Raw genomic sequence first — 14,297 nt, forward strand, 5'->3', positions numbered from 1 at the left:
TATCTGCATAATTTAAAGACAAAAACCCTATTGTCAGGATTTCTTGCCTCAGGGGTTTAAAAAAGATGATTTGTATATAAGGTAGGATAGGACAGCCTAAAGACAGGCTGCCTGTTGAGTGTTTTTAGCTGCCTTTTTTATCAAGTACAGCCTGTGCCTTTTGCTTTTCAGACTCTGGTATATTGTCCCATGCCTGTTTAATTGGCAGCAGCAGCTCAATCACCTCATCAATAGGTGCAACATCAAGCTTGACTGAGGCTGAGGTTAAAAGCTCCTTCATATAGTCATAAAGGGCATACATTCTCTGAGCCAGCTCAGGATCCTGCTTGTCATCAAGTGACATCTGCAGACCATTTATAATACCTGTGGCTTTGGATATTCTGTCGGCCTTATACTCATAATCCTTGCGTAATATGGCACCTTTAGCCTGAGAGAGCCTTTCAAGCAGTCCCTCAAACATCATCTGTACCACTCTGTGAGGATCGGCAACAGACAGCTCTGCCTCGAGATTGGTTTTACGATATGCCTTTAGGTTTCTGCCGTACATTAAGTGCTCCTTGTCATAAAATAATTTTGTATATTATATAATGACACAATGTTTTAAAACATCATTATTTCTGAAAAAACAGTTAAATTTTACTATAAATCTTAGCTTCAGGTGAAAAAAAAGCTGTAGTTTATAACTACAGCCTTTATTTTTTCTTAGGTCTATACAAGATTATCGAATATAAGACCCTTGAGCAATTCCTTATTGTCCTTTGTATCCTTGTCAACTTTTGACTCAAAGGATTCCTGCAGCTTACTCATAGCCTTGGCCATACGTACAAATTCCTCTGAAGGAATCTGTCTTACTACATCATCTGTGGCCTTGTCTTTAACAGAAATTAAAGTTCTGTTATTTAGATCCTTGTCAATCTTGAATGATAGACCAATCTGCTTTAATGAGAGCTTTTCAATCAGCTCTTTTGCTTTTTCAAGACTTTCCTTGTTCTCTTCAGCAGCAAGCTTTGCAGCTTCCTTCTTATCTTTTATTGCCTTTTCAGGATCTTTTTTAGATATAGTTGAAGACTCAAGTTCTGCCTGTCTGGCCTCACCCTGCTTAATTATTTTTTCCAATGACATACTCTGAGATCCAATTGGACCTTTAGGAAATGCAGGATCCTTAGGTACAGACAGATCATCATTTTTCTGTCTATCGTTAATCACTGATGTCCTATTTGTTGAGCTGTTTATCTTGGTATATGAGCTATCTAAATTTTGTAATTCCATAATACCGCCCTCCAGCTGAGGTGCTTTAATAATTTATCTCTCCAATCGCCAAATAATTATATTCAGCGCCTACATGAGATTACGGCATTTGAAAGTTCAACTTTAGGGTGTGCCTTAAAAAATATACTATATATAACAAAAAACGTGATATTACGCACAAAAAGCCGTTTATTTAGACTAATTTATCTTTTGATATATAACAATTGTTATTTTTATTTAGACGTGGCAGGATCAAAAAATGCCCCTTTGCAGGGGCATTGCTCAAATGATAGAAAAATTAGGTTTTTAATTTTTTTATATTAGTCAGCAAGGAGTCTTGCAGCATCAAAGCCATTTAAGTTGGCCTGAACACCCATGCCTCTTGAGCCGAGCAGTGAAGCAATGTCCTTGGCCATTGAGGCTGCGCTGTCCTTTGATACCTTGATGCCAGCTGAGCTTGAAACATCGAGGTTACGGCCCTGAATATCAACAACAGTTGAGTGGTTTACTCTATCCTTGGTCTCTACAGCATCTAAGGCTGAACTTTGAGCTGCATTACCTACCGCTACAGTTGCAGCTGTGCTGCCTACAGAATTTACATTTATCATAATATCTCTCCCTAATTAGATATAATCAAATAAATTCGACTGATGGATCTTGGCAAAGGAGCTTTGCGATACCTGCAGAGCGTTCTGTACCATTAATAATTCTGATACTGCCTCATATGCGTCAATTTCTGTAACACCAGCTCTGGCAGTCTGTTTTACTACAGACAGTGACTCATTAGATGTAATGATATTGTCGATATTGGCAGCACGTGCACCTACCTGACCTCTGTACATATCTACATTGTCTTTGCAGTTTGAAACTGAGATCTGAGCCTCTGAGAGCATCTGTGTCAGCTCATTGCGGCCTAAGTTGCCATTTTTGATCTCTTTAACCACATTGGTCAGAGTATTTAAAATATTGTCCTTCTTTGGCTTGTCCAGAGTAACTGTAATATTACCGTTATAGTTCTGGTCACCTGTTTCAAAGACCATGCCTTTGTACTCAATAACACCCTTTTTGGTAACCTCGCCACCTCCGATTACATTACCGTTAGGGCTTTTAACCTCAAACTTACCGCCATTTACTTCAATGGTAATATCATTATTGGCACCGGTCTTACTTGAGTAAAACTGATTATATAAATCGTTGAAGTCCTCAAAGTTCTCAATATATGATGAGGTGATAGCAGGATTTGCTGTATCTTTCATAGTATGAGACAGAGGTACGTTCTGGAATACGTTTAAAGCACTGTCTGATGACTGTACTACTACAGTAGGTGAAACCTGGACATAACGTACAGAGCCATTGGCCTGGCAGTAGTAGTTACCATCAGAGGCTAAGGTGAAAGCAGGTCTTGATGAGTCTGAACCTGCAAAAATGTACTCACCCTCAGCATTTCTGGTGTTCATCAGATCGTATAACTGATTGATAGTCTGCTCGATATCCTCGGCAAGAGCTGTAAGACTGTTCTTGTCGTGAGTACCGTTTACAGCCTGATGCAGACGGCTCTGAGCTGATGACAGAGCGGTCCAGATAGAGCCTAATGCGGTCTCTTCCTCTGACAGATAGCCTGCTACCATATGTGAGTTAAGCTTATACTGTTCAAAAGCAGATATATCGCCTGTATATTTGATCTTCTGAGACATGCCAGAAGGATCCTCGCCAGAGTTCTGGAACTTAAGGCCTGTGTTATATTTCTCAGAGGCCTTGTCAAGGCGAGTATTTGCAGACTGCATATAACGCAGCTGACTTGTATACTGCATTGAGGTTGAAATACGCATTTACTTTATCTCCCCTATTTTATTCTTATTTAATGGCACCCAGCAGTGAGTCAAATACTGTCTGTGAGGCCTGAATAATCTTTGAACATGATGTATAGGTCTGCTGGAATCTAACCAGGTTTGCAGCCTCCTCATCAAGGTTAACACCAGCTGATGAGGCAAACATGTCCTGAGTTTGAGTGCACTTGGCATCAGCTGCCTTAAAGTCAGTCTCAGCCTTCATAACCTCAGCACCTAAGTTGGTTACAACATCGGCATAACCTTCGGTGAATGAAACCTTGTGACCGCCATTCTTGGCTACAAGATCTGCTGACTGCAATTTGCCAAGCAGCACACCGTTGGAGTTGTCACCCTTACCATTGGTATTGATAGCAATTGTCCAGGAATCATTTGGTTTAACTGTACCGGTAATGGATACGTCATAACCTGGGAAACCATCTGGATGGTTGGTAGCTACCCACTTGGTATTGGCAAATACATTCTGACCATTACATGAAGCCGGAGCTGTACCTATAACTTTACCAGCAGCATCAAGTACATCGTAGTTACCATCATCATTTACCTGAACCTTTACTGGTGCGCCAGGATTTAACATTGGCTTTAAGTAATTTGGGTTCTTACCACCACCTGGAAGAGTTTCATTCATATCAATATCTACACCATAGGCTGGACCCATCTTGTAGACACCGTTGAAAGCTATAGTTGCATTACCTACGTTGCCATTTGTTGTATTTACAGTTAAGGCTGAGGCAAAGGCAAATTCCTCTGGCTTGGTAATATTCATCTGAATATCATAGGCTGCATGTACCATTGGCTGAGCTAAAACCTTGGCACCACGCAGGTTTTGAGCCTGCTGCTGGATGTTCATGTTAAAGCTCATCTTGATACCTAAATCTTCAAAGGTATAAACAGTCTTGCCATTTACTACCTGAGGCTGGCCCTGTGGAACTTCTAAGGTCTGCTTCTCACCGTTTTCATCAATATAGTAGAAGGTAGGTGTACCATTCTGATGATCAAAATCAATGGCATAGTCATGAGCTCTTACATTTGAACCCTTGCCTGGTATGAAGTCTACGTCCATCTCTAAGGTTGGATGTGTAGTTGTAGCATTGATTGATGGCAGAGTGATAAGATCCTTGCCAGCAATACCCTCAAGGGTGATACCACCTTTGTTCTGCTGATTCATGGCATCAGCAAAGGCAATGGCCAGCTGACCCATATCACGCATGGTCTGACGGATCTCGTCTGTACTTTGTAATAAGCCACCTAATTTACCGCCCCAGCCTTTGTGGTTAACCACAATTTCACTCTTGTTATTGGTGGAGAAGGTAATAGAAACTTCTCTGCGTGTAGGATCTAATTTGTCCTGCATCGCATTTAATTTGCCATAGGTATCACCGTTTACCAGTAACTGACCGTTACCCATGTAAACACTGATTGAACCATCTGATTCTACGGTAGTGTTTAAATCAACAAGTGATGACAGTTCATTGATGAGCTGATCGCGTTTGTCCATCAGCTGCAGATTGATATCACTGTCCTGTTTGTTGTTATGACCGATACGCTTATTTGTCTCATAGATACCGTAAACTAAAGAGTTAATCTTAGTTACAGTGTCATCTACAGCCAGATTGATATCATGCATTTCATTCATGATATTGTGATTTAAGGTATGGTATCTGTCTACCATAATACCCAGCTGTGATAAAAGCTCCTGACGTGTGGCGGTTGATGTTGGATTTTGTACTGCATCCTGCAGAGATTTAAAGTATGAATTTAAAGATGATGCGATATTCATACTATCGTCAGATAACATTTCATCTACAGTACCCATACCAGTCTTGTATGACTCGTAAAAACCCTTGTTGCCCTGATCACGGAACATCTCGCGCTGTACGTACTGATTATAAATACGACGTGTATAAGTATCGCCAATACCCCACTCTATGCAGTTGGTATAAACATCGGTTCTCTGACGTGTATAGCCAGTGGTATTAACATTTGAAATATTATTTGATGTAGTTGCAAGTAATTTCTGATTTGCTAAGATTCCGTACTTGCCTGTTTTTAAAATATCGATCATTTTATTTACCGCCTTAATTTATTGGCAATCGTTGCCAAAAAAACATCATCTGATTAAGGTAATGCTAAAAGCGTGCCACTTTTAAAGAACGACCTTATACAGGAAGCTGATTTAGGCGATTATTATTAAAAATATATCAAAATATCAATATCTTATTTATATATCACCTTCTTTATAAATATTGTTTCTTTTATGCGTTTTTTGCATTTTTTGCCACTTTTTAGCCATGGCAAAGTGGCAAAAATTAAATATTCAGCCCTATATCTTTGCCACCTGAAAATTACAAAATCGGCAACATTTTGCCGTATAAAGTATAAATAATGTCCCTTTTCCTCTCTTATTGCCTCTTTTACTGCAAAAGAGAGCTGCCTTGCAAGATGGCAACCCTCAGGCTATCTACCCTGCTACTTTTATATTGACTCAAGAAGCGTCTGCCTCTTTATAAATGGAGCTGCAGGAGGAAGAATTCATGCCAGGCTGTTGTGTTCTGTAAAAGATATGAAGCTTTGTTATTTAGAAATATGAGTTAAGAGCTTTTGGGTCTAGAAATAAAAAAAGCAGTTTTCAAATCTTAGGGAGATAAAAGAGATCTGAAAACTGCCAGGGGTGTTATTCTTTTTTAATAGGTCATAAAGGCAATACGTCTTACTATTCCCTTTAGCTTGTCGGCATAGTTTGGATCTGTAGCATAGCCTGCCTTTTGAATTTCCTCAAAGTATCTGTCTGGGTCATAGGAGATTTCAGAGGCTTTTTCATATCTGCTGTTACCTCTGATAAGGGCTATATAGTCTTCCATAGACTCAAGCACACTAGGATAGGCTCTAAAGGCAGAGACTCTGTCTACATATCTGCCGTTTTCAAACTCTCCTGAGCTTAATTTCTGAACAGGACCTGTCCAGGATTTACCTGCTTTAATACCGTAGTAATTATTGTTGTCAGGTACATGATTACCCCAGCCTGTCTCAAGAGCAGCCTGAGCTACAAGCACCAGTGGATTCATTGGAACCTTGGATACAGCTTTTAGAGCATAAGGCATCATCTTCTTGACAAAGTCCTCAGGACCATCAAAACTGCGCATGGTATCAGGATGTGGGAGATCATCGTAAACCTTGCGCAGTGAGGCTACTGTAGCATTCTTGTTCTGCAGTGCTCTGATGGCACTAGGAGAGTTGTAGTCAACTCTTGAACCCTTCAGCACTACTTCCTTTGAATTATAAGAACTGCCAGTGGCTGCAAGACTCTTTAAAATTTCCTTGCCCTCATCGCCAAGTGATTTGGCAAACTGTTTGGTAATAAGATAAGTAATGGAGTTTTTATTAAGACCGCCTGAGCCTGAAACCATGGAGCCTATCTGCTGCTGTGAGAGCATATCTTCAAAGAAAGAAGAGTGTTTGGAGTGAAGTGGGGAATCTGGATTGATAACATCATTACCTTTGCGCATACCATCCATCCAGTACTGCATCAGTAAAGACTCAAACTGCTGGGCTGCTGTCACCAAAGCTTTGGCTTTATCCTCGGTACTGCCAGATGCCAGCTTCTTTAATTTGTTAAGGCCTCTGTGATCGCCGATAAGACCGATATCGGCACTATCCTTGATATTAAAACCTTTTTGACTTTCCATCATCACACCCTGTCAATTTCCTGACTTTATAAGAACTCTATTTTTTATATAAACAATAAAAATGTTTTTATATTCAGCAATTTAGCTGGTTTAAACCAGTCATTTATAGTATTTATATGCCCTAAATTGCAACTTTGATGCCAATTTTATGCACGCAGGATAGAGATAATATTCAAGGTCTGAGGGGTATTGTGTATATCCTTTATTAAGTTCATTAACAAAATTGTCAATCAAAATAAAAAGCTGGCAAAAAAAAATGATATTTAATTTTATCAGGCGGAACAAATCACTGATCTATGCTTTTCAAGAGTAAAATATAATTACAAAAAATAGCAGCTGAAAGCTTTTGCAAATATAGCTCAAATCAACATAAATATGCGCTTTTGCTCTAATGCTAGTTCAAAGTAAAAAGCCACCCGTAGACAGTCTTTCTTTATTATACCTTTTAACTATAAGTTAACACGGCGCACTTTTATGCATCAGATCGTATAAACTAAAGTCTTGTCAATTAAATCAATGATATAATGTGCCGATGCAGGGATTATACAAATAGTTTAATCTCTTTTAATTTGTAGATTTACTTAACAAATATCGCACAAGTTGTTAAAGATCACACTCTTAGCTGCTTTTTTAAACATAATTATTTGAAAAAATGTTTCTAAAAGTAATAAAATGTACGGTATTACAAAAATTTGACACATAGTCAAAAAGCTGTCTTTGTTAGTTTTTGTTGATTGGGGATAAACATGCAGTTTTCTTTAAACGTACTTATACTTGAGAAGAATGACAGTAAACGACAAACGCTTGAAACTATTTTTTCCTTCCTTGGCGCATCTACACAGAGCGGACAGATAGAAGACTGTCTATCCTATATAGACTCATGCTATGAAAACGTTGACATCTGCATTGTCGGTGATATTGAAGGCAGCAGCACACTGCAGGAGCTCCTTAAAAAATATCCGGCCACTGCTTTTATTGCTATTGAAAGTTCCAACAAAAAGTCAGAAGCCCCAAACTTTATCGGAACTTTAAGCGAGGCTCCTTCATACGATGAACTTGTCTCACTGTTGCATTACAGTCAGTCCTTCAGAGCCATGCGCAAGTATGCTCAAAAGAGTGAGAGTTCCAATACCTTAATCAAGATGCTCGTGGGCAAGGCCCCTGCTATGACTTTAGTACGTCGTCTTATCGAGCAGGTGGCAAAGACAGATGCCAATGTACTTGTTTTAGGTGAATCAGGTACAGGTAAGGAAGTTGTGGCCCGCGCCATTCACGGCATTTCCAATCGTGCCGATAAACCTTTTGTACCTGTAAACTGTGGAGCCATACCTGGAGAGCTTTTAGAATCAGAGCTCTTTGGTCATGAAAAAGGAGCCTTCACCGGTGCCTTTGCCGCCCGTCAGGGTCGTTTTGAGCTGGCCAACGGCGGTACCTTATTTTTAGATGAAATTGGCGATATGCCACTGCAGATGCAGGTAAAACTTCTGCGCGTACTGCAGGAGCGTAAATTTGAGCGTGTGGGCTCAAACAAGACTATTGAGGCTAATGTGCGCATTATTGCCGCTACTCATCAGGATCTTGAGAAAATGGTCGAAGAGCATACCTTCCGTGAGGATCTCTTCTACAGACTTAATGTATTTCCAATTGAAACCCCACCACTGCGCTACAGACAGGATGATATTCCTCTTTTGGTACAGGAGCTTGTCAACCGTCACTCAAAAGAGCAGAAAGGTACTATACGCTTTACACAAAGCGCCATGCAGACTCTGATGCAGAATGAGTGGAAAGGCAACGTACGAGAGCTGTCTAACCTTGTAGAAAGACTGCTTATTCTTCACCCTAATGAAATTGTGGATGTAGGAGATCTTCCTCCTAAATACAGAGGCATTGCCAAGATTGATGATCCAAATGCCGAACGTGAGGCCCTGCTTGATGCATTCTCTACACCAGACTTCTTTGGTACAGAGAACTTCTTTGGTGATGAGGACAATCAGCCAATTGATCTGCCTCCTCTGCCTGTTATCGAAGGTGAAGATGATCTGGCCAAAGCCTTTACTCCTACCCTGACACAGGAGGGTGTAAACCTCAAGGATATGGTTTCAAATATTGAGATATCAATGATTAAACAGGCACTTGATCAGTGCGGCGGTGTGGTAGCCAAGGCCTCAGAAGTGCTTGGTCTAAGACGCACCACCCTCGTTGAGAAGATGAAGAAATACGGTATCAGTGCACAGTAAGGATTTAAAATGGATATTGAAAGCAAAATTGCCGAGTTTTTAGATAATAAGACTATTCTTGTAACTGGCGGAACTGGTTCTTTTGGCAAAAGATTTATTGCCACCTTATTGAGCAAGTACAATCTTAAGAAGATCATTGTCTATTCACGCGATGAGCTCAAACAGTTTGAAATGCAGCAGCAGTTTAAAGATCATTTAAAAACTCTGCGTTTCTTTATTGGTGACGTACGTGACAAGGCCCGTCTTGATATGGCTCTGAACGGGGTAGATATCATTATTCACGCTGCCGCCATCAAGCAGGTACCGGCTGCAGAATACAATCCTATGGAATGTATCAAAACCAATATCAACGGTGCTGAAAACATTATTGAGTCAGCCCTGACCCACAATGTACAGAGAGTTATTGCTCTGTCAACTGACAAGGCTGCAAACCCTATAAACCTTTATGGTGCCACCAAGCTGTGCTCAGACAAGCTCTTTGTGGCCGCCAACAATTTAGTTGGTGTCGGTGCCTGCCGATTCTCTGTGGTGCGCTATGGCAATGTTGCAGGTTCACGCGGCTCAGTTGTACCGTTTTTCAAAAAGCTTATTGCAGATGGTGCCACCTATCTGCCAATTACCGATAAATCAATGACACGCTTCTGGATTACTCTTGATCAGGGTATTGCCTTTGTGCTCAAGTCATTAGTCAGAATGCACGGCGGTGAGACCTTTGTACCAAAGATTCCATCTATCAAGATTACCGATCTGGCAACTGCCATTGCTCCTGATGTAGAACAAAGAGAAATTGGCATCAGACCTGGAGAGAAGATACATGAGATCATGTGTCCGCGCGATGATTTTATGCACACTCTTGAATTTGATTCATTCTTTATCATAAAACCATCTATCACCTTTACTAGCGGTGACTTTAACTATGATGTCACAAAACTTGGTGAAAAAGGACATCCTGTAGAGTGCGGCTTTGAGTACAACTCCTTTAACAATCCGCATTATCTGACAGTCAGGGAGCTTGAAGAACTAAACGCCAAATGCTGATACGGAGTAGAGAATGCTGCCCTATAGTACACAATGTATCGATGATAAGGATATAGAGGCAGTAACCTCTGTCCTGAGATCACCTTATTTAACCACAGGTCCTAAGGTACCTGAATTTGAACAGGCCATCTGCGCCTATACAGGCGCAGCTCATGCCTGCGCCATGTCATCGGCCACAGCCGCACTGCATATATCCCTGTTAGCTCTTGGAATAAAACCTGGTGATATTGTCTATGTCAGTGCCATATCCTTTGTTGCAAGCTCCAACTGCGCACTGTACTGCAATGCTTCAGTTGAATTTGTAGATGTCAATAAAGATACTGGCAATCTTGATATTGATGCTCTGACAGCAATGCTAAGTCAGGCCAAAAAGAACAATACCCTGCCCAAGGCTTTAGTCTGCGTGCATCTGTCTGGCCGTAGCTGTGATATGAAGGCCATACACGCTTTATCTAAAGAATATGGTTTTGCAGTGGTTGAAGATGCCTCCCATGCTCTTGGTGCCTCCTATGATGGCTCTAAGGTAGGATGCTGCCGCTACAGCGATATTACAGTCTTTTCACTCCATCCTGTAAAAATCATAACTACAGCCGAAGGCGGTCTTGCCCTGACCAATAATGCCGATCTTGCCTACAAACTGCAGTTGCTGCGCTCGCATGGTATTACCCATGACAAAGAGCATATGCAAAATAAGGATATGCCATCTTTTTACTATGAGCAGTGCGATCTTGGCTATAACTACCGCATGACTGATATGCAGGCAGCCTTAGGCCTCTCACAGCTTACAAAGCTTGATGACTTTGTAGCCAAAAGAGGTGAGCTTGCGCGCAACTATCTCTCTCTTATTGATATAGATGGTATAGAGCTGCCAGTGCCTGACAGTACTGACAATATATCATCATGGCATCTGTTTCAGATAAGAGTGCAGGATAATAAACGTGATGCTCTGTACACAGCCATGCGCGGGCATGACATAGGCGTGCAGGTGCACTATCTGCCAATCTACAGACATCCTTACTATCAGGCTATGCAAAAATACGCCCCTTTGGCCGGAGCAGAGAGCTTTTTCAGTCAGACTCTGTCTATACCGCTTTTTGTAAAATTAACCAAAGAGCAGCAGATAGAAATTGTTATTGCCAATATTAAGTCTTTAATGGCTTCAATCAGACAAGGATCATAGTATGCAGAGTATTGCCATTATTCCAGCTCGCGGCGGTTCAAAAAGAATACCTTTAAAAAATATCAAGGATTTTAACGGCAAACCGCTTATTGCCTACTCAATTGAGGCTGCCCTCTACTCAGGAGTGTTCAATGAGGTTGTAGTCTCAACTGACGATGAGCAGATTGCAGCTATTGCCCGTGATTTTGGCGCTGTTACCCCATTTATGCGCGACAGTGCTTTGGCCGATGACTTTACAGGCACAGATGATGTAACTTTAGATGCTGTACGTCAGATGGAGAGCATACGTCGTGTCCACTATGACTATTTTGCCTGCATCTATGCCACAGCTCCGCTGTTAAAACCTTATGATCTGCAAAAGGCCTATGATAAATTCATAACCGAAAAGGCAGATTATCTGTACTCCTGCTGTGAATTTCCATTCCCTGTACAAAGAGCTCAGTATCTTGATAAAGACGGTACTCCATGCCCATTTATGCCAGACTGCTATAATATGCGCTCACAAGATCTTAAAAAAGCCTATCAGGATGCAGGACAGTTTTATTTCTACTCCCGCAACTTTTTAGAAGATAAAGCCAATCTTGTCAGAAGAGCCTATGAAATGCCACGCCTTAGAGTAATTGATATTGATACTCCTGAGGACTTTGAAATTGCCAAAGTCATGGCTACAGTCATAGAAAGTATGCATGTCAAATAAAGATAAAAAGACAATTGCCGTGGTGCTGCGTGCCGATTTTGCTTTAGGCACGGGGCATCTTATGCGTGTCAAAACCCTGCTAAACTCCCTTGGCAGTGATTTTGACTATTATCTTTTTGCAACAGACTTTGATGATAAGCTCAAAGCCCTTGCCACAGAGTATAAAGATATTGTCTGTGCCCCTCTTTGTACCCTTGAGAGAAAAATCAAAGAGATGTCGCCTGATGCCATCATCTTTGATCACTACTTTTTAGATGCCTCTTTTGAAAGTCTCTTTTATGTAGACAGTAAAATTATCATAATTGATGATCTTGCCAACAGAGAACACAAAGCCCATGTGCTTATAGATCCAAGTATTGGCAGGCAGAGTATAGATTATGCAGATCTTGTCAATAAAGAGTGTGAGCTGTATACAGGGCAGCTGTATGCTCTTATCAAGGATGACTTTGTACAGATTCTAAACAGCTCTGACAGAGTATGTGACCGCAGAGTTTTAATTGCCTATGGCGGCGCCGATCCGGCTCATGCCACACTAAAGGCTGTAAAAAGTATAACTGCAGATAAGAGAGTTGCTGACTACACATTTACCGTGCTTTCTGGTAAGGTCAATCCAGACTATGATCTTATAAAAGATCTCTGCGCCCCTTTTGACAATATTAAAGTTCTGCGCCACAGTGATAATGTCCCTGCTCTTATACTGCAGCACTCCCTGGCCCTTGGTGCCTACGGCGGCATGTTCTCAGAGCGCATTATAAGCAAGGTGCCATCTATCTGTACCTCTATTGCCTCCAATCAGGATAGAGGACGCAGCATTATTCAAAATACACAGGTAGGAGTCAATCTTGAGCTGTCTGAGCTTGAGAATAAGGATCTTATCTTCAGCGCCCTGCTTGAGCTTGAAACACACTACGGCTTTTATGTAAGTCAGTGCAAAAAAGTCTTTGATGGCAAGTCTCTTGAGAGAATCAACAATATAATTAAAATTTTATTAAAATAAATCTCTTACAATTCAACAACTTGAACTTTTCTCAAGAAAATATTTAATTTTTTATTAATAATGCATGAACTTTTTAATTTTATGCAGGTCAAAGTATTAGATTTCAGATAAATCGCAGATTTTTTAAAGACTTTAGATGTAATCTCATCCCAATTAATTTTTTAAGCCAGATTATATATCTGGCTTTTTTTTGCCCCTAATTTGCCTCTTTTTTTACCAATTTTTAGCAAAATTACCTTATTTTTCATCTATATAATACATATGGTCTATAAATTGCTTTTATTTTTAAAACCAGTTTTTTCGAGGCAATTTTTTCCTTTTGCCACCTTTTCTATGGCAAAAGATAACAATTTCCTCAGGCACTATATGTAATTAAAAATAATATTTTAATTAGGAGGGAATGACATGGCACTTTTTGTTAATACCAATGTCTCTTCAATCAATGGTCAGCGCAATTTAACCAACGCTACCAATAATTTAAATACTACCTATCAGAGATTATCATCTGGTATGCGCATCAACTCAGCCAAAGACGATGCCGCCGGTCTGCAGATCTCCGATCGTTTAACCTCACAGATCAATGGTTTAAATCAGGGTAACCGCAATACCAACGATGGCATAGCCCTTGCCCAGACAGTTGAAGGCGCCATGGATGAAATGACCACCATGCTCCAGCGCATCCGTACTCTTGCAGTACAGTCAGCCAACGGTACCAACAATCAAAAGGACCGTGATGCCCTGCAGCAGGAAGTAACTCAGCTCTCAACTGAAATTTCTCGTATTGCTGAGCAGACAAGATTTGGTGGTGAGCAGGTTCTCTACGGTACAGATGGTAATAACAGACGCGGTCTTGTTTCCAGTCTTGGTACCATTATGATTCAAGTAGGTGCCTATAATGGTGATACCCTGACCATGACTGGCTTCTCACAGGGCTTTACTGTATCAGGAATATCCTCTCAGGCCAATGGCGCAGCCATTGCAGCAGACGCCAACGCAGAAGGTCTGTTAGTAGAGGGCAATATTGCAAGATTCTCAGTAAGTATGCAGTCAACATCTGCAAGTACCATCGCAGGTGTAGATAAATTAATTCAGGCTGTAGATAAACAGCGCGCTCACTTAGGTGCCATGCAGAATCGTATGGAATCAACCATACGTAATCAGTCCAATATCTCTATGAACGTATCTGATGCCAGATCACGTATCCGTGATACAGATTTTGCCGAAGAGTCAGCCAAACTCTCTCAACAGACGATTATTCAGCAGGCTGCAAGCTCTATGCTTACCCAGGCCAACACCAGACCACAGCTGGCTCTGTCCCTGCTTGGCTAACAGTTTTTAATGATGCGATATTTTAAAGGAATTTAAAA

12 protein-coding genes are annotated in these 14,297 nt (G+C 40.9%); 6 read left to right on the top strand and 6 right to left on the bottom strand.

Annotated elements, in window-relative coordinates; all coding sequences use genetic code 11:
* Positions 1–124: 124 nt before the first annotated feature.
* From fliS to DRZ93_RS07785, 6 genes are all read right to left on the bottom strand, one after another.
* Entirely contained in the window at positions 125–547 is a 423-nt protein-coding gene (gene fliS, locus DRZ93_RS07760) for a flagellar export chaperone FliS (protein WP_113744071.1), read from the bottom strand.
* A 161-nt stretch (positions 548–708) separates the two neighbouring features.
* Positions 709–1,269 carry a flagellar protein FlaG gene (locus DRZ93_RS07765; protein WP_218564279.1) on the bottom strand — a complete coding sequence of 187 codons (561 nt, stop codon included), beginning with the start codon at positions 1,267–1,269 and terminating at the stop codon, positions 709–711.
* Positions 1,270–1,568: 299 nt separating this feature from the next.
* Complete coding sequence (locus DRZ93_RS07770; RefSeq protein ID WP_113744070.1) at positions 1,569–1,856, bottom strand: hypothetical protein; 288 nt, start codon at positions 1,854–1,856, stop codon at positions 1,569–1,571.
* Positions 1,857–1,871: 15 nt separating this feature from the next.
* A complete protein-coding gene (flgL, locus tag DRZ93_RS07775; RefSeq protein WP_113744069.1) occupies positions 1,872–3,077 on the bottom strand; it encodes a flagellar hook-associated protein FlgL in 1,206 nt (401 codons plus the stop codon).
* Between the two features lie 25 nt (positions 3,078–3,102).
* Positions 3,103–5,160: a flagellar hook-associated protein FlgK gene (flgK, locus tag DRZ93_RS07780; protein WP_113744068.1), complete on the bottom strand. Its 2,058-nt coding sequence runs from the start codon at positions 5,158–5,160 to the stop codon at positions 3,103–3,105.
* Between the two features lie 619 nt (positions 5,161–5,779).
* Positions 5,780–6,781: a glucosaminidase domain-containing protein gene (locus tag DRZ93_RS07785; RefSeq protein WP_172458130.1), complete on the bottom strand. Its 1,002-nt coding sequence runs from the start codon at positions 6,779–6,781 to the stop codon at positions 5,780–5,782.
* A gap of 746 nt (positions 6,782–7,527) precedes the next feature.
* Here DRZ93_RS07785 and DRZ93_RS07790 point away from each other — a divergent pair.
* From DRZ93_RS07790 to DRZ93_RS07815, 6 genes are all read left to right on the top strand, one after another.
* Complete coding sequence (locus tag DRZ93_RS07790; RefSeq protein WP_113744066.1) at positions 7,528–9,018, top strand: sigma-54 dependent transcriptional regulator; 1,491 nt, start codon at positions 7,528–7,530, stop codon at positions 9,016–9,018.
* 9 nt (positions 9,019–9,027) lie between these two features.
* Positions 9,028–10,056, top strand: a complete 1,029-nt coding sequence (gene pseB, locus DRZ93_RS07795; protein ID WP_113744065.1) for a UDP-N-acetylglucosamine 4,6-dehydratase (inverting) — start codon at positions 9,028–9,030, stop codon at positions 10,054–10,056.
* Between the two features lie 13 nt (positions 10,057–10,069).
* Positions 10,070–11,236 (top strand): UDP-4-amino-4,6-dideoxy-N-acetyl-beta-L-altrosamine transaminase, encoded by a 1,167-nt coding sequence (pseC, locus tag DRZ93_RS07800; protein ID WP_113746260.1) that lies wholly within the window; start codon positions 10,070–10,072, stop codon positions 11,234–11,236.
* 1 nt (position 11,237) lies between these two features.
* The gene (gene pseF / locus DRZ93_RS07805; RefSeq protein ID WP_113744063.1) at positions 11,238–11,933 is read left to right on the top strand and encodes a pseudaminic acid cytidylyltransferase; all 696 of its coding nucleotides are present in this window, start codon (positions 11,238–11,240) and stop codon (positions 11,931–11,933) included.
* Entirely contained in the window at positions 11,923–12,930 is a 1,008-nt protein-coding gene (gene pseG / locus DRZ93_RS07810; RefSeq protein ID WP_113746261.1) for a UDP-2,4-diacetamido-2,4,6-trideoxy-beta-L-altropyranose hydrolase, read from the top strand. Before pseF ends, pseG begins: the two co-directional genes overlap by 11 nt.
* A gap of 405 nt (positions 12,931–13,335) precedes the next feature.
* Positions 13,336–14,259: a flagellin N-terminal helical domain-containing protein gene (locus DRZ93_RS07815; RefSeq protein WP_113744061.1), complete on the top strand. Its 924-nt coding sequence runs from the start codon at positions 13,336–13,338 to the stop codon at positions 14,257–14,259.
* The last annotated feature ends 38 nt before the right edge of the window (positions 14,260–14,297 follow it).

Source organism: Anaerobiospirillum thomasii (assembly GCF_900445255.1).
Lineage (GTDB): Bacteria > Pseudomonadota > Gammaproteobacteria > Enterobacterales > Succinivibrionaceae > Anaerobiospirillum_A > Anaerobiospirillum_A thomasii.

What these genes read in the sequence shown, in the direction of transcription:
- DRZ93_RS07815 (WP_113744061.1), top strand. Translation starts at nt 13,336, where the DNA reads ATGGCACTTTTTGTTAATACCAATGTCTCTTCAATCAATGGTCAGCGC.
- flgK (WP_113744068.1), bottom strand. Translation starts at nt 5,160, where the DNA reads ATGATCGATATTTTAAAAACAGGCAAGTACGGAATCTTAGCAAATCAG.
- pseC (WP_113746260.1), top strand. Translation starts at nt 10,070, where the DNA reads ATGCTGCCCTATAGTACACAATGTATCGATGATAAGGATATAGAGGCA.
- DRZ93_RS07790 (WP_113744066.1), top strand. Translation starts at nt 7,528, where the DNA reads ATGCAGTTTTCTTTAAACGTACTTATACTTGAGAAGAATGACAGTAAA.
- flgL (WP_113744069.1), bottom strand. Translation starts at nt 3,077, where the DNA reads ATGCGTATTTCAACCTCAATGCAGTATACAAGTCAGCTGCGTTATATG.
- pseF (WP_113744063.1), top strand. Translation starts at nt 11,238, where the DNA reads ATGCAGAGTATTGCCATTATTCCAGCTCGCGGCGGTTCAAAAAGAATA.
- pseB (WP_113744065.1), top strand. Translation starts at nt 9,028, where the DNA reads ATGGATATTGAAAGCAAAATTGCCGAGTTTTTAGATAATAAGACTATT.
- fliS (WP_113744071.1), bottom strand. Translation starts at nt 547, where the DNA reads ATGTACGGCAGAAACCTAAAGGCATATCGTAAAACCAATCTCGAGGCA.
- pseG (WP_113746261.1), top strand. Translation starts at nt 11,923, where the DNA reads ATGTCAAATAAAGATAAAAAGACAATTGCCGTGGTGCTGCGTGCCGAT.
- DRZ93_RS07770 (WP_113744070.1), bottom strand. Translation starts at nt 1,856, where the DNA reads ATGATAAATGTAAATTCTGTAGGCAGCACAGCTGCAACTGTAGCGGTA.
- DRZ93_RS07785 (WP_172458130.1), bottom strand. Translation starts at nt 6,781, where the DNA reads ATGGAAAGTCAAAAAGGTTTTAATATCAAGGATAGTGCCGATATCGGT.
- DRZ93_RS07765 (WP_218564279.1), bottom strand. Translation starts at nt 1,269, where the DNA reads ATGGAATTACAAAATTTAGATAGCTCATATACCAAGATAAACAGCTCA.